The sequence below is a fragment of the Paenibacillus sp. VMFN-D1 genome, from assembly GCF_003386155.1.
Classification (GTDB): domain Bacteria; phylum Bacillota; class Bacilli; order Paenibacillales; family Paenibacillaceae; genus Paenibacillus_AQ; species Paenibacillus_AQ favisporus.
Genome location: NZ_QRDU01000001.1, coordinates 1524606 through 1548125, shown reverse-complemented (window position 1 = coordinate 1548125; position 23520 = coordinate 1524606). Strand labels below are relative to the sequence as shown.

16 protein-coding genes, 1 pseudogene and 1 riboswitch are annotated in these 23520 nt (G+C 47.3%); of the genes and pseudogenes, 6 read left to right on the top strand and 11 right to left on the bottom strand.

Going from position 1 to position 23520, the window contains the following annotated elements:
• Nucleotides 1-126 precede the first annotated feature (126 nt).
• The 4 genes from C7820_RS07295 (at nucleotide 127) to xerS (ending at nucleotide 7583) form a co-directional block, all read left to right on the top strand.
• A complete protein-coding gene (locus C7820_RS07295; RefSeq protein ID WP_147306260.1) occupies nucleotides 127-1158 on the top strand; it encodes a phosphotransferase enzyme family protein in 1032 nt (343 codons plus the stop codon).
• Nucleotides 1159-1379: 221 nt separating this feature from the next.
• Nucleotides 1380-1543: riboswitch (cyclic di-AMP (ydaO/yuaA leader) on the top strand.
• Nucleotides 1544-1677: 134 nt separating this feature from the next.
• The gene (locus C7820_RS07290; protein ID WP_116230373.1) at nucleotides 1678-3501 is read left to right on the top strand and encodes an APC family permease; all 1824 of its coding nucleotides are present in this window, start codon (nucleotides 1678-1680) and stop codon (nucleotides 3499-3501) included.
• A 273-nt stretch (nucleotides 3502-3774) separates the two neighbouring features.
• The gene (locus C7820_RS07285; protein WP_116230372.1) at nucleotides 3775-6039 is read left to right on the top strand and encodes a glycoside hydrolase family 3 N-terminal domain-containing protein; all 2265 of its coding nucleotides are present in this window, start codon (nucleotides 3775-3777) and stop codon (nucleotides 6037-6039) included.
• Nucleotides 6040-6512: 473 nt separating this feature from the next.
• Complete coding sequence (gene xerS, locus C7820_RS07280; RefSeq protein ID WP_116230371.1) at nucleotides 6513-7583, top strand: tyrosine recombinase XerS; 1071 nt, start codon at nucleotides 6513-6515, stop codon at nucleotides 7581-7583.
• A 375-nt stretch (nucleotides 7584-7958) separates the two neighbouring features.
• Here xerS and C7820_RS07275 read toward each other — a convergent pair.
• A pseudogene (locus C7820_RS07275) lies at nucleotides 7959-8333 on the bottom strand (glucuronoxylanase); the annotation flags it as partial.
• A gap of 363 nt (nucleotides 8334-8696) precedes the next feature.
• Between C7820_RS07275 and C7820_RS07270 the strand changes: the two are divergent.
• The gene (locus C7820_RS07270; RefSeq protein WP_258875154.1) at nucleotides 8697-9479 is read left to right on the top strand and encodes a helix-turn-helix transcriptional regulator; all 783 of its coding nucleotides are present in this window, start codon (nucleotides 8697-8699) and stop codon (nucleotides 9477-9479) included.
• 42 nt (nucleotides 9480-9521) lie between these two features.
• Here the strand turns inward: C7820_RS07270 and C7820_RS33805 are convergent, their stop codons facing one another.
• The 9 genes from C7820_RS33805 to C7820_RS07220 all read right to left on the bottom strand — a co-directional run bounded on the left by C7820_RS33805 (nucleotide 9522) and on the right by C7820_RS07220 (nucleotide 18983).
• Complete coding sequence (locus C7820_RS33805; protein ID WP_251675967.1) at nucleotides 9522-10199, bottom strand: glycosyl hydrolase 115 family protein; 678 nt, start codon at nucleotides 10197-10199, stop codon at nucleotides 9522-9524.
• A gap of 128 nt (nucleotides 10200-10327) precedes the next feature.
• A complete protein-coding gene (locus C7820_RS33800; protein WP_258875153.1) occupies nucleotides 10328-10564 on the bottom strand; it encodes a hypothetical protein in 237 nt (78 codons plus the stop codon).
• A 15-nt stretch (nucleotides 10565-10579) separates the two neighbouring features.
• Nucleotides 10580-12556 carry a hypothetical protein gene (locus C7820_RS07260; protein ID WP_116230370.1) on the bottom strand — a complete coding sequence of 659 codons (1977 nt, stop codon included), beginning with the start codon at nucleotides 12554-12556 and terminating at the stop codon, nucleotides 10580-10582.
• A gap of 841 nt (nucleotides 12557-13397) precedes the next feature.
• Nucleotides 13398-14237: an NAD(P)-dependent oxidoreductase gene (locus C7820_RS07250; RefSeq protein ID WP_258875152.1), complete on the bottom strand. Its 840-nt coding sequence runs from the start codon at nucleotides 14235-14237 to the stop codon at nucleotides 13398-13400.
• On the bottom strand, nucleotides 14234-14605 hold the full coding sequence (locus tag C7820_RS07245) for a MerR family transcriptional regulator (protein WP_116230368.1): 372 nt from the start codon (nucleotides 14603-14605) through the stop codon (nucleotides 14234-14236). The genes C7820_RS07250 and C7820_RS07245 overlap by 4 nt, the downstream gene beginning before the upstream one ends.
• A 696-nt stretch (nucleotides 14606-15301) precedes the next feature.
• Nucleotides 15302-15619 (bottom strand): glutamate ligase domain-containing protein, encoded by a 318-nt coding sequence (locus tag C7820_RS07235; RefSeq protein ID WP_258875255.1) that lies wholly within the window; start codon nucleotides 15617-15619, stop codon nucleotides 15302-15304.
• A 58-nt stretch (nucleotides 15620-15677) separates the two neighbouring features.
• On the bottom strand, nucleotides 15678-16310 hold the full coding sequence (locus tag C7820_RS07230) for a Mur ligase family protein (RefSeq protein WP_116230366.1): 633 nt from the start codon (nucleotides 16308-16310) through the stop codon (nucleotides 15678-15680).
• 95 nt (nucleotides 16311-16405) lie between these two features.
• The gene (locus C7820_RS07225; protein WP_181908958.1) at nucleotides 16406-17059 is read right to left on the bottom strand and encodes a rhodanese-like domain-containing protein; all 654 of its coding nucleotides are present in this window, start codon (nucleotides 17057-17059) and stop codon (nucleotides 16406-16408) included.
• Between the two features lie 109 nt (nucleotides 17060-17168).
• Nucleotides 17169-18983: an alpha-galactosidase gene (locus C7820_RS07220; protein ID WP_116230364.1), complete on the bottom strand. Its 1815-nt coding sequence runs from the start codon at nucleotides 18981-18983 to the stop codon at nucleotides 17169-17171.
• A 124-nt stretch (nucleotides 18984-19107) separates the two neighbouring features.
• Between C7820_RS07220 and C7820_RS07215 the strand changes: the two genes are divergently transcribed.
• Nucleotides 19108-19932 (top strand): AraC family transcriptional regulator, encoded by an 825-nt coding sequence (locus C7820_RS07215; RefSeq protein ID WP_116230363.1) that lies wholly within the window; start codon nucleotides 19108-19110, stop codon nucleotides 19930-19932.
• 313 nt (nucleotides 19933-20245) lie between these two features.
• On the opposite strand, the gene C7820_RS07210 is transcribed toward C7820_RS07215, so the two are convergent.
• The gene (locus tag C7820_RS07210) at nucleotides 20246-23014 is read right to left on the bottom strand and encodes an FIMAH domain-containing protein (RefSeq protein WP_116230362.1); all 2769 of its coding nucleotides are present in this window, start codon (nucleotides 23012-23014) and stop codon (nucleotides 20246-20248) included.
• Nucleotides 23015-23520 lie beyond the last annotated feature (506 nt).

Below are 23520 nucleotides of genomic sequence, written 5' to 3'. Positions count from 1 at the left end.
TGGTGAATGAATGAAAGATTGTTTAATCTCATAAGAGGTGAGTGCGATCAAGTCCGGGTTACACAGACACCGGGCTTGATTGCTTTAATCCGCGCTACGTGATGAAAAGGGAAAGGGGAGAGCGAAGTGAGGCAGTCTTATCGAATGGACGAAGGGGCTTTTATGCATCAATTGAACGAAGCTTACGGAATCTCTGCCCGGAGGCTTATTTTTATCCCTTATGGAGATTCGGCCTATTCTTACCGGGTGGAGGGAGAAAACGGGAAGCGATACTATATGAAACTGTTTGACCATAGCAATGACAGCCACCGCCAAGGCATTCTTCGGTGCAGCCGTTATGTGCCGTTTATGTGGGAATTGCATCAGACCGGCCGCTTTGTGGAGCTGCCCTGTCCGTTTCGAACCTTAAGCGGTGCTTTCCTGCTTTCCCTCTCCGATTGCACAGCGCTGCTGTTTCAATTTATCGATGGGGAGACCTGGGCTGAAGCTTATCCTTTTTCCAAGCATAATTTGGAGCGTATTGGACGGCTGGCGGCGCGGATTCGGCAGTTGACTCCCTTTACTGCCACATCTGGCCTTTCGAGTGAAACGTATGATGTCTCCTTCTCCGAACATTTGATCCAATGCCTGGAGCAGCTTGAGCATCTTCAGCCCGGTGCAAGTCCCGCAAGCCAGCTGCTGCGTGAGCTTGTTATCCCTCAGCAAACGCACATAACCGAGCTGCTGCACCAGATAACAGGGGTTCGTGAACGGCTCGTGCTTGACCCGGCTCCCAATGTGCTCTGTCACGGTGATCTGTGGGGAGGGAATCTGATGGAGACCGCGGACGGCCGGTTGGTCGTCCTGGACTGGGAAGCGGCCATGCTTGCGCCACCAGAGCTGGATATCGTGGGGTATACCGGGGACGGACTGGGTCATTTTCTCACAGGGTATGAGCAAGAACTAGGACAACGGATGGAGCTGAACCTGGATTTGCTGCGTTATTATGCATACCGCCATCATTTGAGAAACCTGACCCATTGGTGCATGAATATTTTGCATCGCGACCTGGAGCCGGATCAGCTGGATAACGACCTCGAAATGGTCCGGCATCACTGCTTGAACCGACTGGATACCGTAGAGGCTTCGCTGAGGAATGCGGCGGATCGAAATATTTAGAAGCCCGATATGAATTTAATAGCGTAAACAAGCGATATGCACAGCTACAGCCAGAAATTAATAGATTGCCGCCATTGTAAGCGTTGACATGGAGTTCTTTTGATTTTTTTCATACGTATCTCAAACCGTTTGCTTCTTTACAGCAGGCATCCGGAAGGAGTAAGATTCAATTCGTAATCGTGAACTTGTGAACCTGAAACGTAATGAACCTGAAACGTAATACTCCTTGATCGCTGAATTCTGAAGTCAGGAGCGGGGGAACCAAAGGGAGGAAGTTAAGCCTTCGTCCCAGGGGTGAATCACTTGATGTTCATTTATTGAGTGTAGGGATACTTTCGGTCCCGAATCCGTCAGCTAACCTCGTAAGCGTGATGAAAGAGGGATTTGTCGTGCGCGTAAAGTCACGGGAAGGTCCAGCTTTCCTGCGGCTTTTTTTGTTGTGCCCAAAAAGGGTTGAGCACGTGTCTAACGGGTACATCATGAGCATTTCAACTCTAACACTGGCGGTGACAAACATTTATGGCAGCATTGAAAAGACTTCTGATTGGACGGCCGCTGAAGTCTACCGAATTGGGAGAACAAAAACTGAACAAGAAAAAAGCGTTGGCCATTCTATCCTCCGATGCGCTGTCGTCCGTAGCGTATGGGCCGGAGCAAATTTTGCTGGTTCTGGTCACGGTCAGCACGGCGGCGTTCTGGTATTCGATACCGATCGGAATCGGCGTATTGATTTTGCTGGCTGCACTCATTTTATCCTACCGGCAGATCATCTTCGCTTATCCGCATGGCGGCGGCGCTTACGTTGTCTCCAAACAGAATCTGGGAATCTACCCCGGGCTTGTGGCCGGCGGATCGCTGCTGATAGATTACATTCTGACTGTTGCGGTCAGCGTTTCGGCGGGCACGGACGCACTGACTTCGGCGTTTCCGGCGCTGCATGAGCATACGGTGGGGATTGCCGTCACCTTCGTCATCCTCATTACGCTGCTGAATTTGCGGGGCGTCACCGAGTCAGCCTCCATCCTGGCTTATCCGGTGTATCTGTTCGCCTTCGCGCTGTTCATTTTGATCGGCGTCGGTATGTACAACATCGTGACCGGTCACGTTTCACCGCATTTGCATACGCCGGTCGGGACGCCGGTAGCGGGGATCAGCCTGTTCCTACTCTTAAAAGCTTTTGCTTCGGGCAGCTCCGCCCTGACCGGGGTCGAAGCGATCTCGAACGCCATCCCGAACTTCAAGGACCCGGCCCCGAACAATGCGGCCAAAACCTTGATGGCAATGGGGATTCTGCTGGCTGTACTCTTCTCGGGCATCGTATTTCTTGCTTATTATTTGGGCATATCCCCAAATCCCCAGGAGACGGTCGTTTCTCAGATTGCCAATCAGACGTTCGGACGGAATTTTATGTACTTTTTCATCCAGGGCACGACGGCACTGATCTTGATCCTGGCGGCCAATACCGGATATTCGGCGTTTCCGCTGCTGGCGGTCAATTTAGCCAAAGACCGGTTTATTCCCCGGATGTTTACTGTCCGCGGTGACCGTTTGGGATATTCGAACGGAATCATCATCCTTGGGCTACTGTCCATCGTGCTGATCGTCGCCTTCCACGGACAGACGGAACATTTGATCCCACTGTATGCGGTAGGGGTATTTATCCCTTTCACGCTCTCGCAAACGGGGATGATCGTCAAGTGGATTCGGGAAAAACCGCAGGGTTGGGTGACGAAGCTCGTGATCAATACGATCGGCGCGCTGATCAGCTTCACGGTGTCGGTGATGTTCTTCGCAACCAAGTTTGCGCAGATCTGGCCGGTACTGATCTTTTTGCCGCTGATTGTGTATCTGTTCCACCGGATCAAGAAGCATTATGAAGCGGTTGGCGAGCAGCTGCGGCTGTCGACATGTGAGCCGGCGGTACCGATTGAAGGCAACGTGATCATTCTCCCCGTTTCGGGCATTACGCATGTCGTGGAGCATTCCCTGAATTATGCGAAGTCACTGGCGGCGGATCAGATCATTGCGGTATATATTCCGTTTGAACGGGAAGAAGAGAACCGGTTTGAGGAAAAATGGCAAAAATGGCGGCCCGACGTGCGCCTTGTGACGCTGCATTCTCCGTACCGGAGCATCATTCATCCGCTTAGTAAATTTATCGATACGGTGCACCGGAAAGCCAGCGAATCCAACTACCAGGTCACGGTGATCATTCCGCAGTTTATTCCCAAGCGGAGCTGGCACAATCTGCTGCACAACCAGACGAGCTTGATGATTCGGACTTATCTTTTATTCCGCAAAGATGTTGTTGTGACGACGGTACCGTATCATTTAAAAAAATAGCGATTCAGATGGTTCAAACCATTCGTAATCAGGCCCCGGCATCTGTGCCGGCGGTCTTTTTTTTGCGTAAATGCAGCGGATATATATGAAGGGAAAGAGTAATCCCGTGGGAATAATGGCTTGAGCGTAATGGCTTATGAGTAAGGGCTTATTTCCTGCAGAGCAGGGAATGCATTTTTTCATGATGTGTCTGGAGTCGAGGCAATAACGCAACAAACGGTATGTCACTCGCGTCTAATCATCGTACCTAGAACAGCAACAGGAGTGGAGCAGATGAATGTAAAACTGATGACGATATTCGGTGCCGTGCTCGGTTCTGTGCTCGTATGGGCAGGAAGTGCAGCTGCGGAAGAACGCTTTACCGATCTGCAGCACTCGAAGTGGGCAGAGGACGGCATCACCTATATGGCCGAACGGGGAACCGTCGCCGGATACGGTAACGGGAAGTTTATGCCCGAAAAACAAGTCACAAGAGCGCAAGCTGTCACTTTCATGGTGCGGGAACTCTATCCGCAGGAGCTGCAGCAAGCAGCCGACGGCGGCATGACCTATACAGATGTGCCTAAGAACCATCCTTTTTATCTTGAAATAGCCATTGCCGCAAAACATGGGCTGGCCAGCGGATTTCCTGACAGCACATTCCATCCGGATGCACCGATGAGTCGTGCCGAAACGGCGGCGTTTCTTACACGTGCCTATTCACTCGTAAAAGGCCAGCACCCCGTATCATTGACGGATACAGCAAAGCATTGGGCGGCAGCGCCTATTCTCATGATGAGCTCCAACGGATTGATCGGCGGATATTCGGATGGCACCTTTCGTCCGGACCGATCTGTGACGCGAGCGGAGTTTGCTGTATTTATGTCACGGGTCATTCGCTTCGAACGTCAAGGAGCCATTCAGGCACAGGATTGGGATAAGCTGATGTCCTACATGACCGTAAGCGAGCAGGTCGGCCAAATGCTCATGCCTGACATCCGGCAATGGAACGGGCAAGTGACGACTACGGTCAATGAAGGGGTCAAACGCAGCGTTCATGATCAGGATTTGGGCGGACTTATTCTTTTCGATAAAAATATGATAGACGTTCGGCAGGTCACCACTCTGACGCATGATCTACAGATGGAGGCAGGCGACATTCCGCTGTTCCTTGGCATCGACCAGGAAGGCGGGGTCGTTAAACGAATCCCCGGAGGTACGAATCTGCCGGGTCAAATGGCGCTGGGTGCAACTGGAGATACAACGCTCGCCGAAGCGGCCGGACGGCTGACCGGGGAGGAGTTGAAGGCGCTCGGGCTGCAGGTCAATTTTGCTCCGGTGCTCGACATTAACAGCAATCCGGATAATCCGATTATCGGAATGCGGTCGTTTGGCTCGAATCCGGATTTGGTGACACGAATGGGTCTTGCTGAGATCCAAGGACTTCGGCAATCGGGAGTCATCGCGGCGGTCAAGCATTTTCCCGGCCATGGCGATACGGTTGTAGACTCCCATTTGGGAATGCCGGTGCTTTCGCATGATCGGGAGCGGCTCGATGCGGTGGAGCTCAAACCGTTCCGGTCTGCCATCGATAACGGAGTAGAGATGATCATGACCGCACATATAGCGTTTCCAGCTGTAGATAACGATCACGTCACATCGCTCAAGGACGGAAGCAGCGTGCCGATTCCTGCTACGTTATCCAAGAAGGTACTGACCGGATTGCTCCGGGGGGAGCTTGGATACAAAGGCGTCATCATTTCCGATGCCTTCACGATGAATGCGATCGCGGAGCATTTTGGCGAAAATCAAGCGGTGCAACGTGCCGTTTCCGCTGGTGTGGATATCATCCTCATGCCGCAAGATCCGGCAGCCGCGCACCAAACGCTGGTGAACGCGGTGAAGAGCGGGGCGATACCGATCGAAACCATCCATTCGTCAGTGAAACGGATTTTGGAGCTGAAAGCGAAATACGGTTTGTTTGACCGCAGCGAAAGCCTTACGCAGCAATTGGCCGCGCTTAATGGTGTCATTGGTTCCGAGAAGCATCGTACAGTGGAGCGGGAAATCGCAGAGCGAGCGGTCACCTTGTTAGCCGGTCGTGACGGTGCGCAGCCGGATCAAATTCGTCAAGGCGATCGGGTTGCGATTGTCGCAGCCGATGAGGAGCAGGCGAAGCAGCTCGAGAGACAGCTGAAGCAAGCCGCAAATAACCTATCGCTGAAAACAGTAACAGCCCTAGTCGGGCAAGGAAAAACGAATGAGGCGCTTCAGGCGGTGGATCAAGCGGATTACGTCATCCTGGCTTCATATCAGTTCCGTAACGTGGCCAGTCAGTTTGGCTGGGCCGATTATCAAACGTTGATCGATGAGATGAACCAACATAACAAGCGTTATACGCTGTTATCGCTGGGCAATCCGTATGAGAAGATTTACATTCAGAACATGCGTTCTGGTATCGCAGTTTACGGTAAGCAGGAGCCAAATACAGCTGCCGGGATCAAAGTGCTGCTAGGCCAACTGAAAGCCGGCGGGGTGCTGCCGGTGACAATTAAGTAATTATGATCAAGATGGTGGTTATTGACCTAACCGGGTTTAAGTGGTTGGGTCAATAAGAACAACTTAGCAATAATAGCCGCGCATAAGCGCGGTTTTATTGTACTTTTTTTAATAGACGGAAATAACTGATCAGGTTCATTATTATAAGAACGATTTAGATGTAATTGCTGTCCATGAATATCAGCGGTGCAAATCTATAACTGGCCGATTGTTCGATGACGTAATATATAAATTATAAGCTAAGCCAACTGACACTAACACAAATGCACAATGAAGATGATAATATGTATCGCGGAATTTTTTGGAGCTTGGGTATAGAGGATGTGGGAATAAGCGCCGCATACTGAATAGTGACTAAGATGATGAATAGATGAATCTATATGGCCATCATTATAATTTATAATTACGTAAAATAATAATTTGACGAATAAATATATATAAGTTATTCTGTACATAAGGAGGTTTAGCAATAAATGGATAAAAACACGAAGCTGCATTACATGAAACGCGTTGATGATAAATGTGCGGAGCTTCCCTGGTACGTGACCGAATACATCGATAGCCGCAAACGCAAGCTGTCGCACACGACGCTGCTGAATTACTGCCACGATTACCTTATCTTTTTTGATTGGCTTGTGGCTGAGAAACTCGCTGCGGATGATCGTAAAGACATTGAATTGAATGTTCTGGAATCACTGACCGTGCGCGAAGTCGAAAATTTTCTGTCATTTCTGGAGTATCAGCTGGGCAACAACAAATACACGATCAACCGGAAATTGTCGGCGTTAAAGTCGTTGTTTGATTACCTGCAAAACAAGGCTGAAACGTCGGATCTCAAGCCGTATATTCAACGAAATGTAATGGCCAAGATCGACTTTAATTCCATTAAGGAAAGCCAAGAAACTGTGGCGAACCGCATTGAGGGCAAAATTTTACGTGAAGACGATTTTGAGAAATTCCGGCAGTTTGTGGCACATGATTTCGGTGAACTGAACAAAAGCAACAAACGTATGGTCCGGTTCCACGAATTTAACCGTGAGCGGGATACGGCCATCGTATCGCTGATCCTCGGGTCAGGACTGCGTTTATCCGAGGTAGCGGGAATCAATATTGAGGATTTGGATATGAACAAAGGCCAAGTGCGCGTACTGCGCAAAGGCAACAAAGAACAATATGTTTATTTTAGCCAGCAAGCCTTATTAGACCTGGAAAGCTACTTGAAAATCCGGGAAACGCGATATGTACCGGAAAAATCAGAAAATTACTTATTTATAGCAGCACCGATCGGCCGCAAAGGCAAAAGCCGGCGGTTAACACCGAGATCGATTGAGAAACTGATCGAAAAATACGCTGCAGCGTTTGGTAAACCGGCACTGACGGTGCATTCCTTGAGACATTCCTTCGCAACCCGCTACCACCTGGAGAACAACGACGTACCGAGGCTGAAGAATCAGCTGGGGCATTCATCGATCCAGACGACGATGATCTATACGCATTTAACGGATGAAGAGATGAGAAAAGCCGTTAACAATATGGATAAGTGATTGAAGTAGTGTGTGTGAAAATAAAAATAGAAAAATTGGGCCGTCATCCGGCCGTTTCTTTGGTACTTTTTCACAAAACTCGTATTTTGTACATATGTCGACCAACTCCCTGTTGCGGCAAAGTCCACATTGCTCATTGCTTTTGTTCCATTCAGATGTCCCGCTCTCTAGCGCATACCTGATTTTAATATTTTTCTTTCCCGTAGTTCCGATCGTGACGTTATTCCACTGAATCCCTGCATTGGATGCTGCTTGAAAATCGACATATCCGGTTCCGGTATAGCCGGACGCTGCACTGCTTACTGCCGAGTCGGTCAAGGTTGTACCCGTTTCCGCTTCATAAGTGGTCCCGTTGCCTTGACTCATGCCTAGAGTGAATGTCTCAAGCATTTCGCTCGGAGGATTCCATGGTGTAGCAAACACGATGGCTCCGTGCTCAATCGCATTTTTTGCGGTTTCCACTTCCCTTTGCCAATTATTTTTATCCGGATCTATATAAATTCTTAAAACAGAAAAACCGAGCTGGTTCTTTCCATTACCAAAGGCGGTTTCTCTTTGAACCGGCGTCAAATCTCCGATCCAAGCGGGGTGGTTCATCCCTCCAAAGCCGCGAATCACTTGTTTCTCTGCCGTTAAATTGACGGTCACATTGCTTGCTGCTGAGACTTTCGCTGGCCCCGGCACGATTAGCGAGAATGTTGTTACACATGCCAATAATGCACAAATTGACTTTTTAACGCGTTCAGTAATCAATTCACCATCTCCTTCATGATTTTATTTTTTGCAATACCTGCTAATACCGCCCACCACCTCCTCTCGTATGCGTCATCGTACGATTGCTCGGTCTCCTACTGTGGTCCAGTAACTTCACTTATCTTTGTTACCGCTTACATAATTATCGACTCTATCATAAGCAAACGCTTGCCGTCTTCGTCCTAGTATGGTAGGATAATGACATTTTAAAGTAGTTTTAGACAATAATCATTGCGTATACCGATGTAATTATTGCGCGAACATACCAGGAGGTTGCAGCCATATGAACGAGTCCTTTGAGCTTCGATATGATCCCATAAAAAAGACTATCTTTACCTGCACAGGACGACCACATTCAACATGGGGACTTTCTATCATCAGCACGAAGCGTACGAATTTTATTTGTTTCTGCGGGGGAACGTTAATTTTTATATTGAAAACAGCTGCTTCCGCTTGGAACCAGGCGACTTACTCGTCATTCATCCGGATGAAATGCACCGATCGTTTAGCTTGGATGATTCGGAGTATGAACGGATAACGATCAACCTTCAGAAATCTTACCTGAACAGCCTTTCTACTTCATCTACCAATTTATCTGATTGCTTCGATAACCGCCCTAAAGGGAAGGGGAATATTGTCCATTTGGATGAATCCCGCAGGAAGCAGTTTCTCCAAATAGCAAACCATCTTGAGGATGTTATCGCTTCCGATGCATACGGGTCAGACGTTTTGGCTAATAGCTACATCGCTCAGTTACTGGTTTTAACGAACGCTGTTTTTAAAAATGCAGACTTTACCCTTCGCGATATCATGCCGGAACTTGTCCGAAAGACGATGGACTACATCGAATCGAATCTCTCTCAGAACATCTCACTTGAGCACCTTTCGGCTGCCTTTTATTTGAACAGTACTTATATCAGCCGCCAGTTCAAAAAACATACGGGGTTAACCCTTCGTTCATATATTTTGGAACGCCGCATTTCATTGGCCAAGTCCTATCTTCGTGAGGGTTTCAGCATAACAGAGGCATGCTTCCAATCCGGATTTAGCGATTATGCTAACTTTATTCGCAGCTTTACCAAGATCGCCGGAATTTCTCCCGGAAAATTTGCAAAAAAAAAAGAGCAAACCTTCCGTAGCTGAAGCAGTTGCTCGGTAAGGTAAGCTCATTCTCATCCTCCGGGTTTATCGGTACAGATCCGCAGGATCTTTGACATAATAACTTTCTACCGGACCAAGATAGGATTCAGGCAGTCGACTTGCTTGCGGGTAGAGCACAATTCTCTCAAGCACTAATGAAGGGCTTACCGCGTATATCCTGAGCGTGTTCAATCCGCGCTCGATGACATCCCGGAGCAGGGAAACGTTGTCCGCCAGCGTCGCCGATTCGCCAAGTATAGTCGTATCCTGCTCGCCGCGCATGCCCAGCGTAATCACGTTCTCGAACCCACTGTTGCGTTTCAGACAGTCTTCCCAGAAACGAAGGATCCCTACCCGGTTCCCTCGGAAATCCCATGCATCTCCATAGATGGAATCCTTGCCGCGTACATGCTTGTATTCTTCACAGTTTCGCATGCAGGGCTCGTGATGTGAGGTTCCCATGACAATCCCATATTCATCCGCTAATTCCGCATTCAGCAGACCCGGACCGTCACAGTTAAAATTGGAGCTCCACATCGCGGGCCATAAGTAATTTCCTTTCAGACGCAATATCAATTCAAATACATGGTCATACATTTCCGCATTCAGCCCGCCAAAATGATGCACTGCCCAATGGCCAAACGCGGGCCATTCGTCATTAATGAAGATTCTCCTGTATTTGACGGACGGTTCCCTGGAAACCCGATTAACTCGTTCCGTCAAGACGGCTTTTCCCCGCTGTACAGGCCTTACATCTGACCAGTCCACCAATGGAGATACCCCCAGGCACTCGGAAAGATGGAATAAGCCGTAAATCGTGCCACGTATACTTCCCGTTTTCCTTCGATCAATTACAGATCTATGATGCCCTTCTCGTTTAATTCGTCCAGAACAGGACTGCGTCCTACCGTACCATAGATGACCGAGTACATTCCCAAATCGGCCCGACTTTGAGTGATCTCCGGCATGAATCCGGCAACAAGCCGAACGTCCTTCCTGACTTTGTCCGCGATCTTATTTACACCCGTAAATGCTGTCTCTTCTTGATAAAATGCCAGCCCTTTTTCCGCTCCAACGATAAAGTTCATCGATGTCCTCCTACTTTATTTCATCTGGGCTTCCCAATAGTCGCCGACAAGGCCTTCAATAACACTTCCACTGGCCCAAGGCATAAGACAGAACCAAGTACTAGCCAAAGACCCATCACTGTATTTCTCCGTAACCAGCCCTTCTGAATGACAAAATCTTTCGGACATCCATCCTTTTTTGCCATAATCGAATTCATTGTCATAACGGTTGTAGGTCTGACATCCCCATCGAACCGTATCGAGCATGCGCTGTCTGACATATGGATCGTTGCGTTGCTCCACGAAGTACTGCAACTCATCAACGAGGTTGCTGGACATAGGATGGATATGCGGATTCGCGACGGAAGTGACGCTGCCCCCGCAGCTGGACCAGCCGATCGTGCTGAGCGGCGGTATCTTAACCGGGGAATTATAGCAGAACTTGAACGTAAATTCATAACAAATGGCATCTCTCATATGATCCAGATACAGCTCGTCGCCGGTCAGCGTGTGCAGGAATCTGACAGCCTTGATATATGCCAAAATTCCTTCCGAATCTACTGCCTTATCCGCATCAAGCGGTCCACCGTAGCATTCCATTCGCTTAACATAAGTTTCATAATAATGATTTTCGCTACTCTTAAGGCTGTCCAGATGCGAATTATCGCCGGTCAGCCAGCTGAAATAAGCCAAAGCAGCCATACACCATGCACCGCCGAAAGAATCGTATTCGAGGCCCGCTCCGGTTCGAGCCGACACAATTGTCGGGTACTCATGATCCGAGTTTTTGGTACGCTCCAATTGGAGTAATACCTTCTTGACGAAGATCATCCAATCCTCATGTCGGCAACCTTTGATTCGTTTTTCATAATCGTAAGCCTTCATAATATAGTACATGGCTTGGGCCGCCAGATAAGCGGAATGTCCAGGTGTGCGCATCCCGTCAAACCACCAGCCTTTGATGCTCCATGTCCCGTCTTGATAAGCATCATAGGGTAAACCTGAAGCCGGATTCATCGAATTTTCGACGATATTATTGATACAGGAAAGCGCTTGTTGACGCATAGGCTCATCTCCAAGCCGCAGAGCTGCCATAAGCACCGGGGTGGCTACCGTCAGTCCATCCGTCCAACTGATCGATATAATTTTGTTGTAACGATATCCCCCAGATTCTCTATCCTCAAATACGAACGTGGAATAGTGCCGATCTTCGGGCAGCCAAGCATATTGATAAATAGCCTGGGACAAATCTGCTGCAGCCGTGCGGAAATCGCTGCCCTCTCTCGGATCTTGATGATAACGGTAATAAACCTCTTCCAGTGCAGCATTAACCCCAAGTTCGGAATCGGAATCGTATTCATATAAGTACATCGTAATATCCACGGATTCTGCTGATGCTAATTCAAAACAGTTCTCGCCAAGAGGTGCCCTTTCCTTAACGAGGCGTGATTTGATAAACAGTAAAGGCGCGTTTTCATAACCCAGCGTGTAACCTACCGTTCCCTTGGAAATCGAGCAGGTATAGCCAGCATACTGGTAAAACTCACCTATCTGATCCGGACTCCACTGCTGCTTGATCCCATCTTTACAAATAAAGTAGGGACTTGCGCAAAGTCCGTAAATTTTACCGTTATCATATACAAACGCGGCCGGATGGGACAAACGGTCGCTCCTCACCATCCACCAGGGAGAAGATGGCCTTGAAGGGCTCCCTACCCTTAATCTGGGAAATTCATTGGGAACGTTTTGGGGAGCCTCACCCCGGTTATGTCCATACATAAACGCCGGCAGGAAAAAACGAGGTTCCGTTTTGGCGAACGGCAATTCCACATGTATCACGCCGAACCACGTATCAGATCCTTCATTTCTAATCCGGATATTAGCCCGAATCGGATCTCTAGGACTGCCGATACCGTCTGCTATTTCGAAGGAAGCACTTAGTCCGTGCTGCTGTAATTCCGTATATTCCACACTCTTCTGCAATCTGCTTCTTGCCGTTAATATCAGTTTCATGCTGTCCCCCAAATGGTATAATCTAACATCCCGCATGCCAGGATGATTCCATTTTAAAGTAAGCTCAATGCATTTTCATTGCTTAGAGTGTCAATTTTATTGCGCGAAATCACCCTTTCTATGTTATAGCGGAAATCTATCTTAATCTGATGTTTTGCTCAGAGCTGTAATAAATTATGCTTTCATTATCTGGTACCTGGTAATGGGTTGGTACGGTTACCTTGAAGGAATAATTGCTTTTACGAATTCACCAGAGTCTCCTTTCTGAACAGCGATTACTTCATTTACATTTTTACCCTTTATCGAATATAATTTTGTTCCTGTTGGATAATAATTAGAATAATTATCGGGAACCTCTAATAAATTATCGCTTTTTTCTCGACAAAAAGACCCACGCAATCCTGCCCGTTAGCTTAATGAATTAGTGTAGTGAAATATAGTTTTATGCTTATCTAATCGGTAATCGGATTATGTTCTTGTCCTTTACGGCAATCGGTACAAGTTCTTGTCTTTTCTTCGGGACAAGAACTTGTACCGATAAACAAAAAAACCGCTAAAATAGCGGCTTTCATTGGGACTATTCATATTTAGTTCCAATTCCATAAATACATCTGCCCTTACATAAGGCATAGGCCCAATCTGTTCAACGTGAACGTGCTTGAACCCAACGCTGTCTTTGGGGACCTCGATTTCCTCTACGCTCGTTTGTTGGAAGTATTTTACGATTGTGGATCGATCATTCATCTCAAAAGCCTTTGGTATGTACATATGTATCCCCCCTCGGGAACTTAGACACCATTCGGAAAAATTCCATTCTTCCCTTGCAGTATTTTTCCGACTGTTAAGGAGAGGGAACTTCGCTAAATAGATCGTATAATAAATTAGCGAGTGGCGCCTCCGTTCCCGCCAGCACCGCCCTCTCCTTGAATAACCCCATGTCTTTGCCGGCAATCCAGCTGTTCGGGAGACCTGGCAACGTAATTTGTTCGGTATGAAGCGCAATATATTTGCCAAAATTTTGATACACCGGAGCGGTAAACATGGTTAGGGAAAGCATTTCCATCATTTCCGACGGATCGATTTCGTTTTTCTGCGCCATTCTGCATGCCTCCATCATGGCTTCCATGGCCGTAAAGCTTATGAAGTTGCCGCAAATCTTGACGATTAAGGCTGAGCCGATCTTTTCACCGAAATCGAAAATCCCTTGCCCCATCGCATCCAGAAGCGGCCAAGCTCGTTTCTTTGCCTCCTTCGATCCCGTGACGCAGATCCATAGTTTTCGCGCGGCAGCCGCTTCAGGCGGACCAAAAACCGGCGCTTCAACATAATGACTCCCGTTTACGTCATGGAAATCGGCGAGCATCCGGGAGGTGGCGGGAGAAACGGTACTCATCGAGAGATGGAGGCCTCCTTGTCCAAGCCGTTCCATAAATCCTTCGCTCCGCACAATATTTTCGAGCGCAGCATCGTCGGTCACCATAGTAATGACGATACTTCCCTTTGCAGCTGCTTCGCTTGGTCTAGAGACGGATTCGGCCCCGAGCGCGACCAGAGGTGCAGCTTTGTCTGCTGTTCGATTGTATACTCGAAGTTTGTAACCGGCTTTGATCAAATTAAGAGCCATAGCTTGCCCCATATTCCCCAAGCCGATAAATCCAATAGGTGTCATCGCACCCTTCACTTCCTTTTTCCGTTTTGAATTTCCGCATATTTGGCCAGTTTCATATTGACCGCTTCAAACGCTCTATCGAGCTCCCGCTGCCTTTCTTGAAGCTTCCGCTTGTGTTTTTCCAGCAAATCCTGCCTTTGCGGAATGGTCGAATCTCCCTGGACGGCTAGCTCCACGAATTCTTCTAATTCGGCGACGGTCATCCCTGTGGCCCGAAACCATATCATCAGGTTGATCCATTCCATGTCCCTCTCTTCAAAAATTCGATTTCCGTAAGGGTCGCGTTGAAGAAATGGCAGCAACCCTTTCCTTTCATAAAATCGGATGGTATGGGGAGGAATTCCCAGCTGTTCCGAAGCCTCTTTAATGGATAAACTCACCTTGACACCTCCATTTCCTGAAAGAAAAAATACTCCAATTTATATGACTCCCACAACCAGAGAGAAGTTTATATTCATAGTACACCTTAAACATAAGTTTAAGGCAACAGTTTCTTGGAAGTTCTAAGGTCCGAGAAATACGCTTGTTGCTAGGTCCGATACATACGCCTTTCAATCGGATAGGAGGCTATCCATAAGATGGATAGCCGACCTTCCACACCACCGTACGTACCGTTCGGTATACGGCGGTTCAACCGTTTAAGTGCAATTTGACGCAATCGCTCGTATTGTGCGGGAAAGTCAAAATACCCTGCTTGTGCGAGCTTTTCGTTTGTTATGGAACAGGACAGCACTGGACTTCCGGCAACCCGCCAGTAGCCCAGAAGCGTTTTCCCCCATTGGTAAGCCTGTTTCTCCGGTACTCCCAATTTTCGAAGGTTCTGTACCTTATAGTTTCAATGCTTATCTAATCGGTAATCGGTACAAGTTCTTGTCCTTGGCTCTGGACAAGAACTTGTACCGATAAAACAAAAAGCCGCTATAATAGCGACTTTCAATGGGACTATGTTCTTGTCCTTCGACAATTCTACACCATTTTTGTGATATCCCTACCCGTTAGCGTAAAAAAATGGAGCAGCCGCCGCCGGCAAGACTGCTCCTCTATTTGTTGAATTAAAGTTTCCATAAGTTTAGTGATTACTTCATTAAGAATGGGATAATTGAATCAATCTGTATCCCTCTTGATGCTTTTAACAAAATCACATCATTTTTCTTAATTGCTTGGTTTAGTGCATTTGCCAACCCCATTTTATCTTTAAATGTTTTTACAGCACCTGTTGGATATCTCTTTATTGCTTCTGATGCAATATGGTAACTAAGATCACCGAATGTATAAATATAGTTTATTTTATCCGGATCAAGGTTTTTACCAATGACTCGGTGGAACTCTTCTTCATGATCACCAAGTTCAAGCATATCACCAATGACTAAATGCTTATCATTATAACCCGTCAGCTCTTGAAAAGTCTTAATTGCTGCATTTACCGAATCCGGACTAGCATTCTATGCATCATTAATTATGGTAAATCGATGGTAAAGTAATCTTCTCTAATCTCATTTCAGGCAATTTCAGATGAAGAAATCCTTCATTAATTTCTGCAGGGTTTAAACCCAACCTTAGAGCAACGGCTATTGTAGCAAGCGCATTATTAATATTATGGGCACCGAGAAGTGGAAGGTAGTAAATATCGTTTGCAACAGAGAATTGGGAACCATCGGAGTTTGATAATGCATTCTCGACGCTCACATCATTAAAATTCCCCTGACCAAAACTAATGGTTTCTAATGGGCTATTATTTTTAATTTTAAAGAGTTCTTTAGTTAATAATGGCTCGTCACCGTTGAACACAAAACATCCACCACTCTTTAAACCAGTAACGATTTCCAATTTTGCTGCTGCTATTGCTTCTCTAGAGCCGAGGCTTGATAGATGGGAAACACCTATCATTGTAATTACAGCTATGTCAGGATTGGTAATACGAGAAAGTTGCTCTATTTGCCCCCTTTCACTCATCCCCATCTCAATTATTGCAATTTCAGCATCTTTTTTTATCCCTAATATCGTTAATGGAACACCTACTTGACTGTTTAAGTTTCCTTCTGTTTTATAAACTCGAAATTTTGTCCGTAAAACAGAATTTAGCATCTCTTTTGTAGTTGTTTTACCATTACTACCCGTAACACCAATAACTTTGACTGGTAATTCTCGTCGATATGAGGACAGCGGAAGCAGCCGGTCTCCTATATTAAAGGATACGAATACTGCTCTATTCCTGGAATTGTATAAACTCTGCTGTAACCTGCATCTATAAGGGCTTGTGCCGCTATAGAACTTTTATACCCCATTTGACAGTAAAGGATTACCGGAGTATCCTTTCGCACGCATACCGAGAACGGGTTATTGGAGATATCCTGTAACGGTATACAAATGCTTCCCCGGATATGCCCTGTTCGATAATCCTCATTCGTCCGCACATCTACTAGCATAGCCGTAGGGTCATTCACCATAAGCTCCCATGCTTCCTCGGGGGTCAGATGTGTACTTAGAAATACTCTTCCCCCTGTGTGAGGCATACGCTGCTCCCTATCAAGCATTCTCGCAACAACTTCTTCGGCTTCCACACGATTTAAGCTGCCCGCTGTATCGAACAGGTATGGGTCACGTCCGTGCATTATACCTTTTACATACATCTGCGCTATATGCATGACGCAGGTACGGCAGGAATATAAGTCCCTAAGATATTCTGCCGCCGACCAATCATGCTCGTCTCTTTCTCCGAATTCTGTCAGCAGGGTCTCGTGAACGATTCTTGCAGCGGAACGGCGCTCAATGGGTTTGCTTATGTTGGTTAGATCATAGTCCTCGATTATTCCTTTATACAACGCGTAATCCATATAGCCTGACGACCAACTGCCGCGCGTTGGCTCTATATGGCCTTTTATGCTTCTAAAGACCATGGTCACAAACTGTTCGGTAGTAACAAGATCCTCAATCATCAGCTTACTATACAGGAGTAACTCTTAGGGTAACATTGTCATAGGCGTCAATGCCTGTAACAGAAAAGGTCTCTGATATCCTCGTTGTAACCTCGCCTGTCCATAAATCCTTTAGGCAATAGCTTGCTGCATGTTTGAATTTTTCAGCATCAACCATTTTATGCCCAAGATAATCGATAATGCGGCTTACATCAACGGAGTGCATTTTCGTATCTTTCGAGTCGCTGAGATTGATAAAGGATATGGCCATATCTCCGTTCGCAAGAGGCTTTGCCAGAATATCAACCCGGTTGATATTCGCAATATAGGCCGTATCGGGATTGTCATGGTCGATAGAGCAGTAAATTCTTTTGGCTTGGACACCGAGGGGATCCTGATTCAAGTCGATGACCTCTTTGTTCGCAATAATCCTCCATAGCTCGTCGCCCTTTGCAATCCGTCTTAAGTCCATTCCAAGCATAATCGGAGAATTCATCATGCACCACATCGTCATATGCGTTTTGCTCATGGTCGTCGTGATCCCGTTCATACCGATGACAAGCATATCGGGATCGTTCCACCCCTTATCAAGCCCGGCAAACTCATCCATAATGACCGCCTTGCTATATTGCGAGGTTATGCTTGCGGTATGGTTTGAACTCCATTCGGCGGAGCCCGGATTGCCATCGGAGCCGACGCTGAAGGTTATATCGTTAAGAATGCGCCAGGAGTCTCCAACCTTATATCCCCAGTTTTGCGGCTGCGTTTTCCCCCATTCGCAGATGGAGAATACAATATCATGGTTAGGGTCAACCTTGTTCAAGCCTTCCAGCAAAACCGCATAGGAATTAAGGGTATTTTCCTGCCTTCTATGGTTCATAAGACGGATGATGTTTTCTCCCTCATTTAGGGAAACCGTTATTTCTTCCGAATCTGTAAAGGCAGCCGTACTTTCGGTAAGAGGAAGCAAATCATCAAAATATCGGGTTTCATTCTCTGCGCTTCCAACCGCAAGCTGAAGCCAGCGTCCCGTGCCATTCTCCTCGCCGCTTGCGTAATTGACGGTTATGGTGTAGTTTCCGCCAGCTGGCGCGTTCACGGTAAACGCCAGCTCTCCCCAGCGGTCGCCCACAGGTGTTGTCCCCACGTTTGTTCCGTCGAAGGTACCGATGTTTGTTACATAGTCGCCACTGTTTTTGTATGCGCCCTGGCCTAGAAGCACACCGTCCTTCACCGCATTTAAAGTAATGTTCAGTTTTTCGCCCATAACCGTTATGCTTCTGATATTCGGGGCATAGGAATATTTGGCATTTGCCGAGGCCGAGAACGTGGCGTTATCCCAAAGGTAGTAGCAATTGTCAACCTTGATAAAGTCAACCCCCCATTCTATATAAGACTTCGTGTCGACATCCTCAAAGCCGCAAGTGCCTACCGCGGAGCCTGCGCAAAGATGTGTCCCTATATCGTTGTACATACCGAATTTAAGTCCCTTGCCGTGGATGTAATCGGATAGCGCCTTAAAGCCGCTTGGAAATTTAATCGATTCGTTAGAAAGCAATCCGTTGACGCGTTCGGACTTATAGCAGCCGTCATCAAGCACGACATACTTGTATCCCAACTCCGCAAGTCCCAAATCGACGATCGCGTCCGCCATCGTCTTTGTGAGAGCCTCGTTGTTCTTGCTGCCGAAGGCATTCCAGCTGTTCCAGCCCATGGCAGGGAGGCGTCCTTGCTTTTTATTCAGAAGCACCTTGCCGTTCGAGAAAGCCGGAAACATGTAGTCGGGATCCGTGATCTTGTCCGGCGCTGTCCTTGATGTAACCTTAGCTGATACTTTCTCCATAAGAAATCCTCCTCGCAAGTTGCATTTTTATTGTTATGATAGGATAAATAGTGGAGTAGATAAATGTGTTTTTATCGAGTGATTATGGGGAAATGTGATATAGTAGTTCCGGGAGCTGAATGCAATGAAACTCTATTATGCTAAAAGTCCTTTAATCTCATCCGATATTTATCCCATGCAATATGGGGAACAGCAGTGCGATAACGGATATTCCTTCGGGCCCGCGGCGCGTAACTTCTATCTCATCCATTACATTTACAGCGGGCATGGCGAGTTGCATATTAATAAAAAAGTTTATCAAGTACACGCGGGACAGTTTTTCCTGATCTATCCGAAACAAACGGCTTATTATAAGGCGGATGACCATGATCCGTGGCTGTATCGCTGGATAGAGTTTGACGGCAGCTTCTCGGAGAAGATGATGTCCGTGACAGGCTTCTCGCACGAGAACCACGTCATAAATGATGATAACGGCGTCGGAAACGCGCTGAAGAATATAATCGATTTAGGCTGGACTGACTTTGAAACGATCATGAGCCATTTTTGGCCGTTTATCGCGGCGCTTACGAAGGGCAAATTATTGACGAAAGATGAGAATACGGCAGAAACCTATGTCTCTTATGCCAAAAACTATATAAGAAGCAATGTGCACAAACGGATAGCCGTTTCCGAAATTGCCCATTTTTTAAACATAGACCGCAGTCACCTGGCACGCATCTTCAAAAGCATTTGCGGCATAAGCACGCAGCAATTTATTATTTCTCTTAAAATGGAGATGGCTTCGCAATCTCTCAAGAAGAGCAGCATGACCATAAAAGAAGTTGCCAATAGAGTCGGATATGACAATCAGATGGAATTTTCAAAGCAGTTTAAAAAACACTTTAATATGACCCCCACGCAATGGAGAGAACGTGTTTTCTATCAACAGTCCATAAATAACTATGAATGAAAACGTAAATGACGCACAATTGGTGCGTCATTTTTTTGTGCACACTAGTGTCTATTTCGTGCTATTCCATGACTTGATAACCATGGTTCACAATGAAAGCGTGCTCTATAATTTAATGTGACAGTATTGGGATATAGGGGGAGATATGTTTTGACCTCCATCCCGTTTTGCTGTTCGCCGCCCGTCGGACCATGTTCTTGTCCCCCGCCACTTAGCGGCTAAGTGCCAACTGAGCTCGTATAAAAAAGAGAGCATGGAAGGGTGAATTCCAGCTCTCTTCATTGGATCAACGATAATTGATCCGTTTATCTATTTAACGCCAGGATTGGATGAACGCGCGAAGTACGCTTTGAACGTATATCCGGGTTCCTTCCTCGATGTCTCCTTCCCCCGAACGATCCAGATGCTTCAGTGCATTCTCCAACTGATGAACCGCTTGTTCGAGGCGGCCCTCTCTATAGTGAAACAGTGCTTGACGGATTGCATTAGAAAGCTGCTTCGACAGCGGGTATTGTATCTCACCTTGATCGATTCGAGATTCGATTAATTCCGGCAGCTGATCCGGCGTGACCGTCTCCATATAGGTTATGGATGCATCATCATAATACGCCTTCGTCATCCATAACTGGGAACAGAAAAAGACCAGCCTGACGTAAGCTGCATTCTCCGGAGCAACGGTGCTCATCTCAAGCTGCTGCCATTTTCCGTTTCCTGCGGTAATTTGAAGCGAAGTCCCGCCGACTTGCTTATGGTTGGTATCATAGTAATTCAATGAAGCGAGGGTACGTCCTTCCTGCAAGTAAACATGGAATCTCGCCGAATACGCCGTACCCGGTTTCACGGGAACGGAATCGGATGCGACCGCAACCGTTTCCGTCGTGGAAGTATCCTTTATCTTCAGGCTACTCGGCCCGCTTACGGTCTGCTCATCACTCAGCCCAAAAGACACGTTTGGCGTTATATTAAACAAGGAGCTCCAGCCCGGGATCACGCCGGAATCAAGAGGCTGGTCAAAGCTTCCGTTCAATAGAGGGATCTCGATCGGGATGTGAACAGCTCCGCTTCCCTTCGTCACTTCGATTTTTTTAAGTAATGTATCATCTGAATAATAGATATGCCCGTCTTCGCCAAGTGTCATCAATTGCGTTGACGAGAGCGTGACCGCAGCTTCCGGATCTTCTGGATCGACTACGGTTATCCTGCCCGCAAGCGTCGTGAACATGTAGCCGTCTTCGCTCCACCGGATGTGAACCGGACGCCATCTTCCATAATTGGATACGGACGGATAAATATTGGCGCTTTTCACGATATCCATTGTCTCCGGATCCATGGCGAAGATCGTCCCATCCGCCGCTGCCCAGAGCAATCCGTCAGGACCGATACTTAGTCCGCCAATCATGTTAGGTTGAACGGATGCACCCGGGATGGCGGGAACGAATTCTTGAAGCTTCCTTCCACTGGCGATATCCCATACAAATATTTTGGCCGCTGTCTCCGTTGGATCGATTCCAAGGCCGCCAGCTATGGTAGTCGAACCGTAAAGCTTTCCGTTGTGGACGGCAAGGCCGACGATCGACTGGTTGTGTACAACGTCCTCATAGACAGTAAATCCTTGTTCAGGACCGCGTGACGGATCATACACGGTCAGCGACCCGCCGAGTTCTCCGTAGTCCGGAATCGTGCCAATAAACAGCTTACCTTCGCCAGACGTCATGGCGAACGGTCTGTCCTCGTGAGGAATTTTATATATCTCCTTCGGATTGACTCCATCCTGAATCGGCTGGTTCACATCCAGCTCCCGGATGTAACCTCCCGGATATAGACCGAAGTACATTTTGTCACCGAGTGCAGCCATGCCTTCCGCCTGTCCTAAAGAGAAGGTTTCAATTTCACTGGAAATCGGGGAATATGCAGCCCCTTTCCCACCCGGATAACCGCTCATGTACAGCTTGCCGTCCGGCCCTTTCTCCAGCGTCTGAATCGGAATCGGATTACCGGAGAACGGGTAGGTAACCGACTTTACCTTCTTCGTCTCCATATTCATGTAAGCCACCGCTCCCGACCACATGACGGTAGCCAGCGATTTTCCCGGGAGCTCCGGATCGTTCGTCATCTCGACCCACGCGGTATTGCGAAGGTAGGTGGTATATTCGATTCCGGTGTCGACCGCGTCCATTGTGATGAGATCGAGCTCCATCAACCGGTTGTTCTGTACGAAATATACTTTGTTGCTGCCCGGCTCGCCAAACGATAATCGAATTCCCTTATTGTCCAAAAAATAGGTATCACTCCAATCCCCGGCTTCCGTGTCATAGAACAGCAGAGCGTTATTTCCTCCGCTCAAGCCAGCTACGATATACTTACCTGCTGTATCAAGCTGATACACTTGCGCAGTCTCCACCGCACCACCATGTGTCGGCAGCGGAATTTGTTCCTTTTCCCCCGTATCCACGTTCACCTTTACAAGGCTTCCCTGAATACCGATACCTGCATACAGATATCCATTATGATAGGCTGTGGCCCGGGTATAACTTTGACCAGGCATTTCGTTGCCGTAATCCCTCATCTCGCCGGTGGAGGGATCGTAGCGTCCAACCTTGGCATTTGGATAAGAACCGAAATATACCCGGCCCTGTTCGTCATACGTCAGTCCGTATACGACACTTTCTCCAATCCCGCCCAGGTCGCGCAACTCCTTCGTTACAGGCGAATACGTATACAGCTTACCGTTACCGCCAATATAGACCGTACCGTCCGGCAGAGTGACATGCGTCCAGGAGCTTTCGGTTCCTTCAAGCCTGAATTTGCGCAGCACCTCCCTGCTCACCAGATCTACCACCTGGAATATGGCCGGCTTGCCAGTTACCGTCGTATACATGACATCTCGGCCATCTTCGTTTCCGAAAGCCGCGTCAAAAACAGCTACGTTCTCAATCGGGGAACCGATGGAGACCGGCTCTCCGAACGCTTTGTCCACTCGTGCATCTGCAGGAGCCGCGAGCCACCATTGCGATACCATAACCAACATGAGTGAAAGAATGGATATAGCGCTTCTTTTTGCGTAAATAATCCTTTTTGACATTAATGTAATCCCCCGGTTTCTTATGATAATTGAAAGCGCTTTAAATTGATTCCTCAAAGGTTGGGACTATACATCTTTAAACCTGCTCATGCTCTAGTTCCTTTGCCTGGTACAGTAAAGATCATACGTAAAACTCGATCGATGTCAGGTTACTGCTCAATCCCCCCCTCTTGATCACGGCCATCACGATTGCTATCACCATGATCCTCATTTTATTGCCATTACGGTCATTCGCTCTGTGGTTGGTTAGTTTATTGTGCAATTCACCAACTCCAAGCGAGCATCAGACTTCGTAGGCTCTTTAGTATAAAAACCGCTTTACTTTTTAGTAAAGCTACATATTTCCATAGGCTGTTGATTTTCTGCTGCTGCCACTTACCTAACCCTGCGCATGAATCTATAAAAAGGAAAATGTTGTGTGGAAATTGCTAAATGGGTAGAAAATACATAAACGTATGAATGTACTGTCGTAGGTATATAGCTAGATACTTATCTAATCGGTAATC

Bases quoted from the DNA above. Each gene is read 5' to 3' on its own strand.
- xerS (WP_116230371.1), top strand. From the start codon at position 6,513: ATGGATAAAAACACGAAGCTGCATTACATGAAACGCGTTGATGATAAA.
- C7820_RS07230 (WP_116230366.1), bottom strand. From the start codon at position 16,310: ATGCTAAATTCTGTTTTACGGACAAAATTTCGAGTTTATAAAACAGAA.
- C7820_RS33800 (WP_258875153.1), bottom strand. From the start codon at position 10,564: ATGAACTTTATCGTTGGAGCGGAAAAAGGGCTGGCATTTTATCAAGAA.
- C7820_RS07220 (WP_116230364.1), bottom strand. From the start codon at position 18,983: ATGGAGAAAGTATCAGCTAAGGTTACATCAAGGACAGCGCCGGACAAG.
- C7820_RS07290 (WP_116230373.1), top strand. From the start codon at position 1,678: ATGGCAGCATTGAAAAGACTTCTGATTGGACGGCCGCTGAAGTCTACC.
- C7820_RS07260 (WP_116230370.1), bottom strand. From the start codon at position 12,556: ATGAAACTGATATTAACGGCAAGAAGCAGATTGCAGAAGAGTGTGGAA.
- C7820_RS07215 (WP_116230363.1), top strand. From the start codon at position 19,108: ATGAAACTCTATTATGCTAAAAGTCCTTTAATCTCATCCGATATTTAT.
- C7820_RS07225 (WP_181908958.1), bottom strand. From the start codon at position 17,059: ATGGATTACGCGTTGTATAAAGGAATAATCGAGGACTATGATCTAACC.
- C7820_RS07270 (WP_258875154.1), top strand. From the start codon at position 8,697: ATGGGGACTTTCTATCATCAGCACGAAGCGTACGAATTTTATTTGTTT.
- C7820_RS07285 (WP_116230372.1), top strand. From the start codon at position 3,775: ATGAATGTAAAACTGATGACGATATTCGGTGCCGTGCTCGGTTCTGTG.
- C7820_RS07210 (WP_116230362.1), bottom strand. From the start codon at position 23,014: ATGTCAAAAAGGATTATTTACGCAAAAAGAAGCGCTATATCCATTCTT.